Raw genomic sequence first — 15,950 nt, 5'->3', positions numbered from 1 at the left:
GGACGGAGTGGCCAGCATGGGTTAGAACCGGTAGTTGGCGGACAGCCCTATGGTGCGCGGCTGGGTGATCATCTGCCGGTTGCCATTGCCGTACCAGTTTTCAAAGCTGCCGGTATCGTAGCTCCAGTAACTTGAGGGGAAGGCGCCGGTCACACCTTCCTCGTCACCCAGGTTTTTACCGTACAGGGTGACATCCCAGTGCTCCGTTGCCAGTCCCAGGGAACCGCTGAACAACCAGAAGTCGTCATGGGTCTGGTTCAGGAGGGAGTCTTCATCGATAAAGTTTTCAGCCTCGGACTGGTAGTAGGCGTTGGCTCTCAATACCAGGTCCATTCCCCCGGACAGCTGCCAGACGTAGTCCACTGAACCGCTGAATACGTTTTCCGGAGTGCCGGGCAATGTCGATCCCTTGGGTGCTATGAGGGCGCCGGTCTGGCTGCTCAGGAAATCCTTCTCAAGTTCCGCCTTCACGTAGGTGTAACCGAGGTGGTAACCCAGTGAGTCGGTGAGGTTGCCGTTCAGCTCCAGTTCAATGCCCGAGGTGGATGCCTCGTCACCGTTGTCGGCCATGTAGAAACCGTACCAGGCCGAGGTGGTGTTAAGCTGCGGGTCCTGCCAGTCGACGTAGAACACCGAAACCGTATAGGCGGTGCGATCAAGCTGGCCCTTGATGCCGATCTCGTAGTTGTTGACAGAATCGGACTCGAAGGTGCGGATCGCCTCGGCATTGGGCTCGCCGAAATTGTCGCCGTTTTCGAAACTGGGAATCGCGTTGGCCCCGCCACGGCGATAACCTTCGGAGTAGGTGCCGTAGAGCATACTGCTGTCAGTCATGTCCCAGGAAAGGTTGACCTTGAATAACACGTCGTCGTCTTCATCCCTGGACTGGGGGGCTGACGGTGAGGTCGCCCCCAGGCCCAGGGGGAAGCCCAGTATGGTGTCGTTTACCGTTTCGTTGTCGAACCAGCGGAAACCACCCGTTAGGCGCAGGGCTTCGCTGAAGTTGTAGGTCACTTCGCCGTAGACCGCCAGTTCTTCAAAGGTGACATCGCGTCGGTATTCCAGGTCGCGTTCGCTCAGCTCGGGATAGAGTTTCGGCCAGAAGTTATCGCACACGGGATCGCCGGTGTCGGCGCAGGCAATACTGAACTCGTTCATACCCGGGTTGTAGCTGTCCTGGTAGACGGTCTGATCCTGGTCGAGGTAGAAAGCGCCGACCAGCCAGTCGAAGTTGGCAACCGATTCGTTGGATACCAGTCGCAACTCCTGAACAAAGGTCTCGTCGGTGTACCCGCGTTCAGCGCGCTGCGCGGGCCGCGGCCAGCCTGAGTAGCCGAAGGCGGTAATCCAGTCCCTGCTGGCTTCCGGTACTTCTTCGCCGCCGCTGACCCAGAGGCCGCCGTTGTCGCTTTCGCCGTAGCCTTCATTGTCGTACCAGGAGGAGTTGGACGTCAGCGTTGCGAAGCCCAGGTCCCATTCGACATCGAGGCTGAGCAGGTCCACTTCCCGTTCGGAGGGTTCCAGCAGCACCTGGCCGCTTTCGTGGTCGCCATACTCGAAGTACAGCTCAGAATCTTCCGGCTGGTTGTTATTGCCCTCGGTAATTGCGCGTCGCGCTCCGACTTCATCTTCCTGCTGGTGGTAGCTCGCCAGCACACTCAGGTTCTGGGTAATATCCCAGCCTGCAGCAATGCGCAGGTAGTCGATCTTGACATCATCGGCATCTTCTTTGTTGGTGTAGCAGGCGCCGTTTTTCAACACCGCCTCATCAGCGGCGTCCCTGGGGCTGACACAGCCGCCGTCGGTGGCAACCAGCGGCTCGCCAAACTGGTTGAGCTGGTAGGCGTTGACGTAGTCGATGATGCCGTCATTGTCGATTCGACCGATAGAGCCCCGGACCGCAAAGGAATCGCCAATCGGTACGTTGATCATGCCGAACAGGTCGGCATTGTTGCCGTCCGAGCCGGAAGTCTCGCTGTATCCTGCTGTGATCTGTCCTTCGATTCCCTCCGACGTCGGCTTGTTCGTTATGTAGCGAACGGTGCCGCCCAGGGAACCCGATCCATACAGGGTGCCCTGTGGACCGCGCAGCACTTCCACGCGTTGGATGTCGCGTAGTACGAAATTGGCGAACAGCGGCGTGTTATCCACGTAGGTGGAGACTGTGGGCACCGCGTTCAGGGCGATGTCGCCATTGAGTCCGTTGTCCACATTGAGGCCGCGAATGATGATGCTGTTGACCATACCTGAGTTGCGATAGCCACGGTCTACGACGGAAACACCCGACATGGCCCTGAGTAACTCAGCCTGATCGGTGATCTGCTGCGCTTCCATGTCGGTACCGCTCATGGCCGAGATGTTGTATGGGATATCCTGCATGGATTGCTCGCGCGCGGAGGCGGTAACCAGGACCTCCTCCAGCGTGTCGGGTTGCGCCAGTGCGGTAGCGGCGGTGAGCGTTGAAGCCGCGCTGATGGCGGTTGCCAGCAGTTTCTTGCTAAACGTTCTCTGTGTACTCATGTATTCCCCCAGGATGACTTACAGGATTTTGTTCCGGTAATAGCTTAATTTGTGCTTCTGTCAGTTAACTTACCTAAGTCGGTTTCTGCGACGTAGGGCCAATTGCATATTCGTCGTTAGTCCAGTTTGTCTTTGCGGTGTGGCTCCGGTTTGACCAGCGGGCCCAGTGTGGCGGTAGCCCCGGCGGGAGCCGCACCCCGGTAGACGGGGAATTCGGACCCCGAGTCACGCAGGCTTTTCAGGGTTTGCCCAAGTCCCAGCACGCCGCGTTCCCTGACCCGCGCGACACTGGCAATATCCAGCTCGATGGGAATCGTTTCCTGGAGTTCTCCCGCTTCATGGATAACCTTGCCGTCAGGGCCGATGACAATAGAGCGGCCATTGCCGAGCTTGCCTGCCACGTTGACGTTGAATACGTAGCACTGATTGCTGATTGCGTTTGCCCGTGCCAGACAGAGCTCCAGCTCCCGGTCGATGGTGTTGGTCATGGTGGGGCAGATCAACACTTCCGCTCCCATCCATGCCAGTTGTCGTGCGGTTTCCGGAAACCACTGGTCATAACAGATGTGGATGCCGAAGCGACCAGCCCCGGGCACATCGAACACCAGAAATTCAGTGCCGCCGGTGACGTTTTCCTCGTAGGGGCAGAACGGGAACATCTTGCGATAACGGCCGACCACCTTGCCTTCGGGGTCGATGGCCATCGCGGTGTTATAGATCTCATCACCGTCTTTCTCGTAAATGCTGCCAGGCACCAGCCAGATACCGAGGTCGTGGGCGATGCGGCAGTAAAAGCTTTCGATGTCGCCAGGTAGCTCCTGGGCAAAGGACTTATCGGCACCAAAAGTAGCCAACTCTCCGATCACCACCATTTGTATCCAGGGGTAGAGGCGGATCGTTTTTTCTATCTCTTTCTGGATGAGATAGCGGTTGTCCTTGCCGGATACCTCCAGCTGTAGCCCGGCAATGGCAAAGTGACTCATCGGCTGTCCTCCGTTGTTAGCCGGTGAAAGGTTGAGAGTTGAATCTACGGAAAAAAGTCGGCGTTGAGGTAGGGCCAGTTGTCAGCCGCTTTTTAGGCCAGATGCCAACTGCGCATCCTGTTCACTGGATTTTTGTGGAATATAACGGTCTATCAACCAGCCGTCCTCGTCGAACAGCTTGAGAATATTGCCCTCGCGGCGTACGTCATATATCCCGATTTCGCCCCAGGCCCAACGACCCCACTGGCGATGCCAGCGGTCGTGCTCTATCCACCACTGACCTTCGTCCTGGTCCTCGGCGGCGTAGCCGGCCTTGCCTATCAGTGAGCCGTCGTCGCAGACTTCTATCGTGCAGGGGTCGCCATAGGCGATAATGCTGACCATCACCTTGCCCGCCAGGGCCTCGCGCAGGGCGTCGCCGGTGAGGTGCTCGCCGCGGGCACTGTCAAAGGTTTCGGTCTTGTTTTCAGTGAGATCGTGGAACAGGTCCCGCAGTGCCAGCACACCGTCGCGAATCGCGCCATGAGGTATGCTGGTCACACCCATGCGGAAGCAGTTGCGGGGCGCGTTGGACGTTGCGTAGTAGTGATCCACTGGCTCGATCAGTATGCCGCGCCTGGCTGCCTCCTGGGCAACGAATTTCACATCCAGGTCTTCCGGCCCCTTGATCCACAGGGATGTGCCCCCCTGGGCCGGCGCCATTTCCACGTAGAACAGCATGTAGTAATTAAGGGCGCGGCGCAGCGCAATCCAGCGCTCTTCGAAAATACGGTGCAGGTGCATCAGGAAGCTGTCGTAGTGTCCCAGGGACAGGAAGAACGCGGCAGTACGCTGGTTGTTCAGTGGCGGGTGGCGCACCATCAACCGGCGCAGCTTGCGCGCTTCCTCTATGACCTCCGGCGCCGCCACCATGAAGCCCAGGCGCAGGCCGGGGGACAATACCTTGGACAGGCAGGAGACGTAAATCACCCGGTCCCCGTTGTCCATGCTGCGCAGGGCCGGGTGCGGTGAGCTCAGGTAATTGCTCTCAAATTCGAAGTCGTCCTCGATAATCAGCGCATCAGAGTCGTTGGCGCGGGCCAGCAGGGCCTTCCTGCGTTCGCTGGACATGGTCACCGCGGTCGGCGTCTGGTGGCTGGGGGTGACGTAAATCAATTGGCAGTCGTCCAGCCGGTCATCCACCACCAGGCCCTCTTCATCCACCGGTTGGTAGACGATGGGGGCACCGCGCTGTGCCAGCAGCCGGCGCATACCCGGGTAGCCCGGTTCCTCGACGGCTACCGCTACGCTGGAATCCACCAGCAGTTCGGTAGCAAGGTAAAGCGCCTGCTGGGTGCCCACGGTGACCAGAATTTCCTCCGGCCGGGCCTGAATGCCCCGGCGGGGCAGGATACGGGAGCGGATCTGTTCAATCAGCATCGGGTCGTCGATGTCCCCGGTTTCACCCGCCCAGGTGTTGATCTCCTTGACCCCCAGCGCCAGCCGGCTGGCCTCTCGCCACTCCCTCACCGGGTAGAGGGAGTGATCGAACTGCCCCTCGATGAACGGGAACGGATATTGTTGCCAGTTGGGCGGGCAGGTAAAGTCCTGGGCGGGAGTGGTCGAGTTGCGAAACCGTTGCCGCCAGCGATCACTGGCCTGCCGCTGGCGCCTGCTGTACTGCTCCGGCGCGACCTGTCCGCTGCGGATCTCCTCGTTGACGTAGAGCCCGCTGCGCTCGCGACTGACCAGGTACCCTTCGTCGACCAGTTGCTGGTAGGCGAGAACCACGGTGTTGCGGGCAACGCCCAGTTGTTCCGCCAGCTTGCGGGAAGAGGGCAGGCGTTCTCCCTCGGGGAAGTTGCCCAGGGTGATAGCCTCCACCATTTTCTGGCGGATCTGGGCCTGGAGATTAAGCTCCGAATCGGGATCGAGGTAAATGATGGCATCGCTCATGCCCGGATATTACCCGACGCCAGCGTCAGAGCAAGCAATCACTAGCCGGCGGTCTGGGCACCGTCGATGGGCAGGCCGATGCCGTTGATAAAACGCGCTTCCTCTGACGCCAGGTAGGCGACACTGGCGGCGATCTCTTCCGGCTCAGCCCCCTCGGACAGGGGCATTAGCCTTGCCATCAGGTCCGTGTCCACCTGTTGTGGCATGGCGAAGTTGGCGGACAGCGGCGTTTTCACGAAACCGGGACAAACCGCATTGACCCGCACGCCCTGCCTGGCGTATTCCAGGGCCAGGGATTTGCTGAACATCAGCACACCGGCCTTGGTTGCACAGTAAGCTGAGTTGTAAGCCTGGCCGACAAGGCCGGCAGAGGAAGACATGTTGACGATGTTGCCCCCACTTTCAAGCAGGTGCGGCATGGCGGCCCGACACATGAAAAACACTCCGTCCAGGTTGATGCCTACCGCCCGGTGCCATTGTTCGTCGGTAATGTTGGAGAGGTTGTCGCAGATCGCGACACCGGCGATGTTGCAGAGGATATCAAGCTTGCCAAAGGCCTCCACGCAGGCCGCTACCGCGTTGTTGCAGTCAGCGGAATCGCTGACGTTGAGTTGGAAACTGCGGCTGCGACCGTCTGCCGGCAATGCGGCGACGGTCTCGGCGAGCCCGGCGGGGTTGATGTCAGCGAGGAATACGGCGGCCCCCTCTGAGGCCAGTCTAATAGCGGTGGCGCGGCCAATACCGGAGGCCGCACCGGTAACCAGTGCGACCTTGTCGTCGAATCTCTGCATTGTGGCTCCTCAGGGTCGGAGAATGATCTTGCCCATGTGAGCGCCACTTTGCATGTAATCGTGGGCTTTGGCCACGTCTGCCAGTTCAAATACCCGGTCGACTACCGGTTTGATGCTGCCGTTATCCAGCAGTGGATAAATATGCTGGCGCAGCTCCTCGCACATGACTGTCTTCTGGGCGAAACTCTGCGCCCTGAGTGTCGAGCCGGTCAGTGTCAGGCGCTTCAGCAACAGCGGGGCGAAGTTGACTTCGGCCTTGAAGCCGCGAATAAAGGCGATGTATACGATGCGGCCTTCCGGCGCCGCCAGGTTCAGGTTCTTCTGGATGAAGTCACCACCGGCCAGGTCCAGGATCACGTTGATACGGTCCCGCAGGCCGGCCTCGCTGCAGGCGGTTTCGAAGTCCTGGGTCTTGTAGTTGAACGCCCTGCGCGCGCCGAGGGCTTCCAGCGCCGCACACTTTTCGTCGCTCCCCGCCGTGGTATAGACCTCGCCACCCATGGCGCTGGCCATCTGGACACCCAAAGTGCCGATGCCGCTGGCGCCGCCATGGATCAGTACTTTTTCGCCGGGCTGCATCGCGGCCCGTTGGAAAATATTGTGCCATACGGTCAGCAGGGCCTCCGGCAGGGCCGCTGCCCCTTCCATGCTCAGGCCGCCGGGAATGGGCAGGCACTGGCCCTGGGGCGCGATCGCCAGGTCCGCGTAACCGCCGCCGTGGGTCAGGGCGCAAATGGGATCACCGACCTGCCAGCCCTCCACACCGTCGCCGAGGGCGAGCACGGTACCGGACACTTCAAGGCCCATGATCGGTGAGGCGTCCTCCGGCGGCGGATAGAGCCCCGCCCGTTGCAGCAGGTCGGCGCGGTTGATTCCCGCCGCGGCGACCTTGATCAATATCTGCCCGGGGGCCGGGTCGGCAAGGGTGTCAGTGGCCACCTTAAGGCTGCGGTCTTCGGGATTGATGTCGATGTAGCGGCGTGGATGCGACATGCTCATTCAGCCAGGGCCACCCGCCATCCATGGGGGTCGTCTGCCTCGCCACTCTGGATGGCACACAGCTGCTCCCGCAGGCGGCTGGACCAGGGCCCCATCTGCCCATCGCCCACTTGTATCGTGTCACCGTTGTAGAGCAGTTCGCCGACCGGGGTGAGTACTGCCGCGGTGCCGGTCAGCGCGGCCTCGCCATTGGGAGCCCGGCGCAGGAGCTCTTCCACCGTGAAGTCCCGTTCTGTCACTTTCAGGCCGGCGTCCGCTGCCAGGGTGAGTATGCTGTCGCGGGTGACACCCGGCAGAATTGAGCCGTCCAGCGGCTTGGTCAACAATTCATCACCTTCAATGAGCACAAAGTTGGCAGCCCCGGTTTCCTGCACAATGCCGCCGGGGGCAAACAGTACCTGGTCCGCCCCCAGTTCCTCGCGGGCACGGACGACCTGGCGCATGGCGGCGGCGTAATTACCGCCGGTTTTTACCTCGCCGAAATTCGGAGTGGAGCGCTGGGCCTGGTCATCCACCTTGACCCGCAGGGGCTTGAGGCCGCCGGCGAAGTAGTCGCCAACGGGTGACGTCAGCACGTAGAAGATAGCCTTCTGGGTGGGCCGGGCTGCAGCGCCGATATCTTCCTCGGTACCGAACAGGGTGGGGCGCAGGTAGAGAGCACCGGGATAGGCAGGAATTTCATCTTTTACCGCGGCAACTGCCATATGCAGGGCGCGAGTAAGGGTGTCGCCGTCGGGTATGGGCAGCAGCAGTTGCGCGGCGCTGTTGAGCATCCGGGCCACATGCCGGTCGGGACGGAACAGGTGAACCTCGCCGCTGTCCGTGCGGTAGGCCTTGAGGCCCTCGAAGCATTCGCTGGCATAGTGCAGCACGTGAGTGGCCGGATGCAGGGAGAAGGGCGCCACGGGCACCAGCTCCAGGTCGGACCAGTGCCCGTCCTGGTAGGTACCCAGTATCATCTTCCCGGTAAATTTCGTGCCAAATGCCGCCATCGCCTAGGTCTCAAAGTTCTTTTGCTGAAACGTTCAATAATACCCCGAGACGCACGCCTATGGAGCAGTTGGCGGTCAAAAATAGACAGAAATATGTCACAGCCGACCGCTGTGAGCGGGGAGTACCAGACCGTCAGTGACGGCGCGTCAGCCGTGCTGGCATCTGCTTGAATCCGTGCACAATATTTGACTCGATGTAGCTGGGCGTCCCGGTGAGCTCAAGGCCACTGAAAGCCCGGAAGAACTCCTCCAGGAACAGTCTGGCTTCCATCCGCGCCAGGTTGGCGCCCAGGCACAGGTGAATGCCGTAGCCGAAGGCGAGGTGGGGGTTGGGATTGCGCCGAATATCGAACTTCATTGGCTGGTGGAAGACGCTTTCATCGAAGTTGGCCGAGCTGTATAGCATGACCACCCGGTCACCGGCGGCAATTTTTTCCCCACCCAGTTCCGTATCACAGGTAGCGGTGCGGCGGAAATAGTGCAGCGGGCAGGTCCAGCGCAGCATTTCTTCCACCGCCGAGGGAATGAGCGAATAATCGCGTTCCAGCTCAGCATAGGCCTGCGGGTGTTGTGCCAGCAGGTACATACCGCTGCTGATCAGTCCACGGGTGGTTTCGTTGCCGGCGACGGCAATTTGCACAAACAGAGAGGCGAATTCCGCCTCTGATACTTTCTCACCATCGACCTCCTGGTTGATCAGCAGGGAAATCAGGTCATCGCCGCCACCGTCCTTGCGCTGTGAGGCGAGCTGAAAACCGTAGGTACCCATTTCGATGCTGGCCTGGTTGACCTCCTCGGGAGTGCCGCCGAGGTCCGGGTCGGTGGCGGAGGTGCACAGGTCTGACCAGCGGCGAATCTGCGGCCACATGTCCTCGGGTATATCCAGCAGCGAGCAGATCACCGCGGTAGGCAGGTCGCCGGCCAGGTCTTCGACGAAATTGATGTCCTCCAACGCGCCGACCCGCGCCATGATGCCGCGGGCAATGGCCCGTACCCGGGGCTCCAGTGCCGCCAGTCGCTTCGATGTAAAGCGGGTGATCACGGCCCGCCGCAGGGGAGCGTGACGGGGCGGATCCATGCCCAGCAACTGGTTTCGCACCATGTCCAGCACGTCGGGTTCCATGTCGTCGACCATGACGAAGCCGCGCTCGGCGGAGTAGGTCTTGAAGTCTTTCGATACCTGGACCACCTCCCGGTGCCGGCTCACGACCCAGTAGCCGCCGCCGTCGGGATGCTCATGCCAGTACACGGGTGCGTTTTCCCGCAGCCAGGCAAACTGGCGGTGAGGTATGCCGGCAGTGTAGATCCCGGGGCTGTAAATATCGATCAACACGGCTATTCCACCAGCACATTGGGCCGGGGCAGGCCCTGCTCTTCACACATGGCGAGATAGAAATCCAGGGTTAGTTGGCCATCGACGACGGAGGTGATGTTGCCGTCGGGACCGAGGTTGATGTTGCTGCCATACATCTGGAACCAGACCCGGGTGTTGTCCTCGACACATTGCAGGGTATGCACTGAGCCTGCCGGCTCATAGAGAAAGGAGCCGGCACGGTTAACGTAGTCATATTCCCGGTACTTCCAGGCGCCGGATGAGGTATAGCCCCAAACGGGCCCGGTGTGTTTGTGCTGTTCCACCTCGTAGCCGGCCTGGAAAATATTCTCGATAATCCACAGTCCCTCGCCACGCTTTACCTGCAGGACCTTGAGCTGGCTGCCATCGCCAATATCGATAAATGGCAGGTCGTTTTCTCCAAAGTGGACCGCTTCGGGTAGGGTCATTGCTCTCTCCTTAATCACTCTGCTTAACTGCGCCCTTGTCGATCAGGGCCTCGATTTCTGTCTCGGCGAAGCCGAATTCCGCCAGTATTTCCCTTGAGTGCGCGCCTGTCCTGGCGGGCGGGCGCCGGATCTCCCCCGGGGTCCGGCTGAACCGGGGCGCCGGCGCCGGTTGCCAGCTGTTGCCATCGTCGAGATAGGTGGCCCTGGCCTGATGGTGGGGATGGTGACGGACCTCTGACAGGGACAGCACCGGCGCGTAGCAAATGTCCGCGCCGGCGAAGAATGAATCCCACTCGTCCCGGCTGCGCTGTTTGAAGAGATCGGCCAACTGGGCTTTGAAGGCCGGCCAGTTTGCCATGTCCCACTGATTTTCCAGGCCCGCGGTATCCTCGCCCAGTCGCTCCAGGAAAGCGGCGTAGAACTGCGGCTCTACCGGCGCGATGCTGATGTACTTGCCATCGGCAGTTTCGTAGACCTCGTAAAAATGGGAGCCGGAATCGAGCACGTTGGTCCCGCGCTCGTCTGACCAGAAGCCCGCCTGCAGTGCGGCGTAGGTACTCGCCATGAGGGTGGCGGCTCCGTCCACCATGGCCGCATCGACCACCTGGCCTTTGCCGGAGGTTTTCATTTCGAGTAGAGCGCAGACGATGCCGTATGCCAGCATCATCCCGCCACCGCCAAAGTCGCCCACCAGGTTTAATGGGATAGCCGGCTTTTCTCCCGCCCGGCCCATAGCGTGCAGAGCGCCGCTCAGGGCCACGTAGTTGAGGTCATGCCCCACTTCGCCTGCCAGCGGGCCCTCCTGGCCCCAGCCGGTCATTCGCCCGTAGACCAGTCGCGGGTTGCGTGCCAGACAGGTATCCGGGCCCAGCCCGAGGCGCTCCATCACCCCGGGGCGATTGCCCTCCAGCAGGGCGTCGGCCTTTTCCACCAGGGTCAGTACGATATTAACGCCCTCGACGGTTTTGAGGTCTGCCGCGATGCAGCGCTTGCCGCGGTTGAGCACATCGAGGCAGGGGTCCTGCTGGTCGGCGAACAGGCCGCCGCCGGGGCGCTCCACGCGGATAACGTCGGCACCCATGTCGGCCAGTGACATGGCGGCGAACGGGCCCGGCCCAAGGCCGGCGATTTCGATGATGGTAGTGCCTGTCAGTGGACCCATGCGTGTTGCTCCGTGTCATCGGGGGTGCAGCTTGCCCTTCGCCAGAGCGATGAACAATGGCGAGACTGGGCTTACTGGCTGTCCTTACAGATCAGGTACTCGAACAGGCAGCGGGCTTCTTCCAATTTGGCAAACACGGGGTAGCTGCTATCCAGGCACCAGCTGATGGTCAGCATGTTCAGGGTGCCCACCACGTTAGTGGCGAGCGTTTCCGGGGAAAAGCGGGTGTTGACATCGCCCTGTGCCACCCCGGCTTCAAACAGCCGGGTAAAGCTGGCCATGGCGGAAAGGCCGATTTCCCGTTGCTTGTCCGGGTCCTCGGCGAACGCTGTCGGGCCCACCAGAATAAGCTGGCGGTCGATGTCCGTCATGCCGGAAAAACTGGATTCAATGTAGTCGATCATTGCCTCGAGACGACCACGGGTGGTGCTGTGGGCAGCCATCAACTCAGCCAGCATCGGTTCGGAACGGCTGTACAGCCGGTTGATGCCCAGCCCGCCGAGCAGGGCGTGCTTGTTGTTGAAGTGGCCGTAAAAGGTGCGCCGGGCAACGTCCGCCTCGACACAGATCTGTTCGATGCTGGTGTCCTCGATGCCGTGTTGCTGGAACAGGCGGTAGGCGGCGTCCTCGATGCGCTGGCGGATCTCTTGCTTGCGCTTTTCGCGACGCCCCAGAGGGGCCTCAATAGTGTCCATGAATAAACCGTAATGCAGTTGCATTCGTCAGGGCATTAAACTATTTTGTATACAAATGTGCAAGCTTGCCCGTTTGTAGCGTTATTTTGTCGATAAAACTGAAGCGTGAATTCAACCATGTCAGATAAATTGTTGGTGGTCTCCACCGATTGCCATGCCGGTCTGCCCATCGCCGACTACAAGCCCTACGTGGAATCGAAATACCACGAAATGCTGGATATGGCGGTTCCCATCACCGTGGAGATGATGGAGAAGTCCGAGTCGCAATTCCTGATCAAGGACATCAACGACGCCTGGCGGGCACCGATCCAGCAGGAGCTCACCGGGGCATGGGATTACCGGGAGCGGGTGAAAATGCTGGCCAATGACGGCATTGCTGCCGAGGTCATCTTCCCCGACGGGATTACCGAAAAGAATACTCCCCCTTTTGGCGCCGGGCTGGGGCTGTCGCCCAAGGACATGGTGCCCGAGCTGCAATGGGCCGGTGCCATGGCCCACAACCGCTGGCTGGTGGAATTGTGCGGCAATGATCCCGCGCGGCACATCGGCGTGGCCTCCATTCCCCTGCTGTGGGACGTAGATCAGGCCGTGGAAGCGGTGCGCTGGTGCGTGGACAACGGCCTGCGGGCGGTAATGATTCCCACCCTGTGGTACGAGCAGGACGCCTACCACCACGTGAAGTACGACCCCTTCTGGGAGGTGTGCGAAGACCTGGGCGTCATCGTTCACTTCCACTCCGGTCCCGCGCCCCACGCCGAATATTTCGGTGCCGGCTTCCCCGCCGAGGACAACCGCGAACAATTGCCCGGCGCCATGGGCGTTTATGTTTCCGAGGTGATGTGGTGGCTGTACCGCCCGCTGACCTTCATGATCTGGGGCGGTGTATTCGAGCGCTTTCCGCGGCTCAAGGTGATGATTGTCGAAGGCGGAACGATGTTCATGTTACCGCCCTGGCTGCGGTTGATGGACTTCCATTACAGCGAGGGCCAGATTTCCGCCAAGCTGGGCAATTTCCGCGAGCACCTGTCAATGAAGCCCAGCGAATACTACCAGCGCAATATCGGGATCGGCGCGTCCTGCGTGTTGCGTCCCGACATCGACATCCGAGATGACATTGGCCTGGAAAAAATCATGTGGGGTAGCGACTATCCGCACCCGGAGGGCAGTTGGCCCAACACGGCCCAGTATTTACGCGACACCTTCAGCAACCTGCCGGAGCAGGACGGGCGCAAGATTCTCGGTGAGAACGCCGTCGAGTTTTACCGCCTGGACCGGGCCCGCCTGCAGCAGGTGGCCGAAGAAATCGGCCCTGACGTATCCATTTTCAACTGAAACACGCAACCCTGAACAGACGACAGCAAGGCGACGGAGACCCATCATGACTATCGTGGAAGCCTGTGAATCCAAGACCAACACCACCCCTGAATTTCCCATGGGCTGGTACTCGGTGGAGCGTTCGCACCAACTGGCCATCGGCGAGGTCAAGCCGGTCAAGGCCTTTGACCGGGAACTGGTGCTTTACCGAACCCGCTCGGGCAGGGTAGCCCTGCAGGACGCTTTCTGCCCCCATCTGGGTGCCCACCTGGGGCATGAGGGACGGGTGATTGGCGAAACCGTGCGCTGCCCCTTCCATGGCTGGCAGTTCAATGCCGAGGACGGCAAGTGTTCCAGCATTCCCTACTGTGACGATATACCCGAGCGGGCCCGGGTGCGTACCTGGCACACCGAGGAAAAAAACGGCGAGGTTTACGTCTGGTTCCACCCGGAGAATACGCCTCCCCAGTGGCAGCTTCCAGACCTCCCGGAGCTCGGTGACCCGGCCTGGACGGCGCCGCGTTACACCGAGCACCTGGTGCCGGCCCATGTCCAGGACATCTGCGAAAATTCCTGCGACCCGGTGCACTTCGCCTACGTTCACAGCCAGATGGAAATACCCGACTCCGAGGTCACCATCGATCCGGACGGTCGCACCATGCACCTGCACTCGGACATGAAAAACAACGACTATCCCAGTCACCTCCATGCCACCACCTACAGCCCCGGCTTTGCCCTGGTGCGCACCACCTACGGCCCCAATGCGGAGATGATCATGTACAACAGCCCGCAGCCGATCGACCGTAACCAGACGCTGATGCGCTGGACCCTGATTGTGCGCAGGGAGATCGAAGATCTGGCCGGTGACGACGTGATGAAAGGCATCATCGATGGGCTGGGTGACGACTACCCAATCTGGGCCAACAAGGTGCACAAGCATCGCCCGGTGTTCTGCCGGGAAGATAAAACCCTGGTCACCTTCCGCAAGTGGGTGCGCCAGTTTTACATCACGTCCCAGGACAAGCAGGAGATTGCATAAGTGCAGGATTTCAGCGGTAAAGTAGCGCTTATCACCGGCGGAGCGAGCGGTGTGGGCCGTTCACTGGCCTTCGCCCTCGGACGCAGGGGCGCCCGGATCGTGGTGGGCGATGTGGATAAAAGTGCCATGGAGCAGATCGCGGCGGATCTCGCCGCCGAGGGTATCGATCACCTGGTCGAGCACTGCGACGTGACTTCCGTAGACAGCCTCAACGCCCTGGCCGACGCGGCGGAGAAAGCCTTTGGCGGCCTGGACCTGGTGTTTGCCAACGCCGGTATTGGCGCCGGCGAGAGCGGCGCCATGTGGGACTACTCCGAGAAAGACTGGCAGTGGTGCCTCAACGTCAATGTGTGGGGGGTGATTAACAGTATCCGCGCCTTTATGCCCCGCCTGGTGGCCTCCGGCAAGGAGGCGCACTTTGTGGTGACCGGCTCCGGCAACGGCGCCTATATCATCCTGCCCGATGCCCCGATCTATACCGCCAGTAAAGCCGCCGTGCACGCGATTACCGAAAACCTGCATTACCAGTGCCAGGCCGGCGGGCTGCCGGTGAAAGTCAGCGCCCTGTTCCCGGGTCCCCATGTGGTGGACACCGGCCTGTTCAATTCCGGCAGGGTACGCCCTGAGGCGCTGCAAAAAGCGGTAGCGGGCAACGAGTCCGGCATCAATTCCGTCGAGGACATGAAGAAGATGGCCGCCGAATACGGCATTGAGCTACAGACCACCCACCCGGATGAAGTGGCCGAGATGGCGGTGAAAGGCCTGGAACAGGACGCCTTCTGGCTGCTGGCAACCACCGAGGACACGGATGCCAAGATACGGGCCCGGGCCGACATGATCCTCAATCGCACAACGCCTGTGCCGGCGATGGTGGGGTAGGGCCGCCCGAGCAGCCGCACTCCACAAACTCTGAACGACAAGCAAAGGAAAAAACTATGACAAATGAATCAGGTGCACCCCAGGGCAACCCCGGCGATATCGTCAACTGGCCCATGCTCAAGATCGTCTACCGGACCGATCCGGAGGCGATTGCCAAACTGCTTCCCCCCGGTATAGATCCGGGCGCAAATCCGCACGTGAATCTGACCATTTATAACTTCCCGGTTCCCGACGAGCCCGAGTTCGGTATCGTCACCACCGTTGATGCCGACTACCAGGGCACCGCCGGTGAATACACCCTGGGCTATGGTATCGACCAGGAGTCGGCGATTTTCATCAGCCAGGAAACCAACGGCCAGCCCAAGTACCCCTGTACCACCGAGTACTATCGGCTGGGGCCCCAGGTCAGCGCCCGCTGCATCCACCAGGGCTACACGTTTGTGGAATTCAAGGGCGTGTCCACCGGCCCGGTGGAAGCTGCCGAGGAGTGGGTGCAGAACGAGTGGTGGCTGAAATACTCCCGCGCGGTCAGCGTCGGGGGGCCGGCCACGGGTTTCGATTTCCCGCCCCACGTGGTGCACGTGATGAGCAAGTACGGTACCGCGTGGAAAGAAGAGGTCCAGGGCGAACTGGTATTGCGTGACAGCCCCTGGGATCCGCTGGCCAGTCTGTTGCCCCTGCGCGAGCAGGTATCGGCCCACCTGTGGTGGCCCATCTTCCTCGACCGCCAGATTACCCTCGCCGGCGAACTGGATGCGGAGGCCTTTTTACCCTACGCCGATACGATTTCCGGCTCCCGCTGGCCCGGTGAGAACGGAGGACCGAAGCGCAGCTGACTGCTGCGCTGTGCCCGCTGACA

At 60.7% G+C, this 15,950-nt stretch carries 14 protein-coding genes; 4 read left to right on the top strand and 10 right to left on the bottom strand.

Annotated elements, in window-relative coordinates:
- Positions 1-21: 21 nt before the first annotated feature.
- The 10 genes from E2F43_RS04510 to E2F43_RS04465 all read right to left on the bottom strand — a co-directional run bounded on the left by E2F43_RS04510 (position 22) and on the right by E2F43_RS04465 (position 11,859).
- The gene (locus tag E2F43_RS04510) at positions 22-2,520 is read right to left on the bottom strand and encodes a TonB-dependent receptor (protein WP_133210015.1); all 2,499 of its coding nucleotides are present in this window, start codon (positions 2,518-2,520) and stop codon (positions 22-24) included.
- Positions 2,521-2,636: 116 nt separating this feature from the next.
- Positions 2,637-3,503 (bottom strand): carbon-nitrogen hydrolase family protein, encoded by an 867-nt coding sequence (locus E2F43_RS04505; RefSeq protein ID WP_133210011.1) that lies wholly within the window; start codon positions 3,501-3,503, stop codon positions 2,637-2,639.
- An 81-nt stretch (positions 3,504-3,584) separates the two neighbouring features.
- Positions 3,585-5,438, bottom strand: coding sequence for a MocR-like pyridoxine biosynthesis transcription factor PdxR (pdxR, locus tag E2F43_RS04500; protein ID WP_133210008.1), 1,854 nt, complete (start codon positions 5,436-5,438; stop codon positions 3,585-3,587).
- A 41-nt stretch (positions 5,439-5,479) separates the two neighbouring features.
- The gene (locus E2F43_RS04495) at positions 5,480-6,229 is read right to left on the bottom strand and encodes an SDR family NAD(P)-dependent oxidoreductase (protein WP_133210005.1); all 750 of its coding nucleotides are present in this window, start codon (positions 6,227-6,229) and stop codon (positions 5,480-5,482) included.
- A 9-nt stretch (positions 6,230-6,238) separates the two neighbouring features.
- Positions 6,239-7,222 (bottom strand): NAD(P)H-quinone oxidoreductase, encoded by a 984-nt coding sequence (locus E2F43_RS04490; RefSeq protein WP_133210002.1) that lies wholly within the window; start codon positions 7,220-7,222, stop codon positions 6,239-6,241.
- 2 nt (positions 7,223-7,224) lie between these two features.
- The gene (locus E2F43_RS04485; protein WP_133210000.1) at positions 7,225-8,220 is read right to left on the bottom strand and encodes a branched-chain amino acid aminotransferase; all 996 of its coding nucleotides are present in this window, start codon (positions 8,218-8,220) and stop codon (positions 7,225-7,227) included.
- A gap of 133 nt (positions 8,221-8,353) precedes the next feature.
- On the bottom strand, positions 8,354-9,553 hold the full coding sequence (locus E2F43_RS04480; protein ID WP_133209997.1) for a cytochrome P450: 1,200 nt from the start codon (positions 9,551-9,553) through the stop codon (positions 8,354-8,356).
- A 2-nt stretch (positions 9,554-9,555) separates the two neighbouring features.
- Entirely contained in the window at positions 9,556-10,002 is a 447-nt protein-coding gene (locus E2F43_RS04475) for a 2,4'-dihydroxyacetophenone dioxygenase family protein (protein WP_133209994.1), read from the bottom strand.
- Between the two features lie 10 nt (positions 10,003-10,012).
- Complete coding sequence (locus E2F43_RS04470) at positions 10,013-11,164, bottom strand: CaiB/BaiF CoA transferase family protein (RefSeq protein ID WP_133209992.1); 1,152 nt, start codon at positions 11,162-11,164, stop codon at positions 10,013-10,015.
- Positions 11,165-11,235: 71 nt separating this feature from the next.
- Positions 11,236-11,859: a TetR/AcrR family transcriptional regulator gene (locus E2F43_RS04465; protein ID WP_165954193.1), complete on the bottom strand. Its 624-nt coding sequence runs from the start codon at positions 11,857-11,859 to the stop codon at positions 11,236-11,238.
- Positions 11,860-11,976: 117 nt separating this feature from the next.
- On the opposite strand from E2F43_RS04465, the gene E2F43_RS04460 reads away from it, so the two are divergent.
- The 4 genes from E2F43_RS04460 to E2F43_RS04445 are packed head-to-tail and all read left to right on the top strand — an operon-like array spanning position 11,977 to position 15,927.
- The gene (locus tag E2F43_RS04460; protein WP_133209986.1) at positions 11,977-13,191 is read left to right on the top strand and encodes an amidohydrolase family protein; all 1,215 of its coding nucleotides are present in this window, start codon (positions 11,977-11,979) and stop codon (positions 13,189-13,191) included.
- A 46-nt stretch (positions 13,192-13,237) separates the two neighbouring features.
- Positions 13,238-14,212, top strand: a complete 975-nt coding sequence (locus E2F43_RS04455; protein ID WP_133209983.1) for a Rieske 2Fe-2S domain-containing protein — start codon at positions 13,238-13,240, stop codon at positions 14,210-14,212.
- Entirely contained in the window at positions 14,213-15,091 is an 879-nt protein-coding gene (locus E2F43_RS04450; protein WP_133209980.1) for an SDR family NAD(P)-dependent oxidoreductase, read from the top strand. It begins immediately after the preceding gene.
- 56 nt (positions 15,092-15,147) lie between these two features.
- Positions 15,148-15,927, top strand: coding sequence for an acetoacetate decarboxylase family protein (locus E2F43_RS04445; protein ID WP_133209977.1), 780 nt, complete (start codon positions 15,148-15,150; stop codon positions 15,925-15,927).
- The last annotated feature ends 23 nt before the right edge of the window (positions 15,928-15,950 follow it).

The sequence above is a fragment of the Seongchinamella unica genome (genome assembly GCF_004354085.1).
GTDB classification, from domain to species: domain Bacteria; phylum Pseudomonadota; class Gammaproteobacteria; order Pseudomonadales; family Halieaceae; genus Halioglobus; species Halioglobus unicus.
Note: the sequence above shows the minus strand (reverse complement) of the source record. Positions and strands in the feature narration are given on the sequence as shown.

Excerpts from the sequence above, each read along its gene's own strand:
- E2F43_RS04510 (WP_133210015.1), bottom strand. The coding sequence starts at position 2,520 with ATGAGTACACAGAGAACGTTTAGCAAGAAACTGCTGGCAACCGCCATC.
- E2F43_RS04505 (WP_133210011.1), bottom strand. The coding sequence starts at position 3,503 with ATGAGTCACTTTGCCATTGCCGGGCTACAGCTGGAGGTATCCGGCAAG.
- pdxR (WP_133210008.1), bottom strand. The coding sequence starts at position 5,438 with ATGAGCGATGCCATCATTTACCTCGATCCCGATTCGGAGCTTAATCTC.
- E2F43_RS04495 (WP_133210005.1), bottom strand. The coding sequence starts at position 6,229 with ATGCAGAGATTCGACGACAAGGTCGCACTGGTTACCGGTGCGGCCTCC.
- E2F43_RS04490 (WP_133210002.1), bottom strand. The coding sequence starts at position 7,222 with ATGTCGCATCCACGCCGCTACATCGACATCAATCCCGAAGACCGCAGC.
- E2F43_RS04485 (WP_133210000.1), bottom strand. The coding sequence starts at position 8,220 with ATGGCGGCATTTGGCACGAAATTTACCGGGAAGATGATACTGGGTACC.
- E2F43_RS04475 (WP_133209994.1), bottom strand. The coding sequence starts at position 10,002 with ATGACCCTACCCGAAGCGGTCCACTTTGGAGAAAACGACCTGCCATTT.
- E2F43_RS04470 (WP_133209992.1), bottom strand. The coding sequence starts at position 11,164 with ATGGGTCCACTGACAGGCACTACCATCATCGAAATCGCCGGCCTTGGG.
- E2F43_RS04465 (WP_165954193.1), bottom strand. The coding sequence starts at position 11,859 with ATGGACACTATTGAGGCCCCTCTGGGGCGTCGCGAAAAGCGCAAGCAA.
- E2F43_RS04460 (WP_133209986.1), top strand. The coding sequence starts at position 11,977 with ATGTCAGATAAATTGTTGGTGGTCTCCACCGATTGCCATGCCGGTCTG.
- E2F43_RS04455 (WP_133209983.1), top strand. The coding sequence starts at position 13,238 with ATGACTATCGTGGAAGCCTGTGAATCCAAGACCAACACCACCCCTGAA.
- E2F43_RS04445 (WP_133209977.1), top strand. The coding sequence starts at position 15,148 with ATGACAAATGAATCAGGTGCACCCCAGGGCAACCCCGGCGATATCGTC.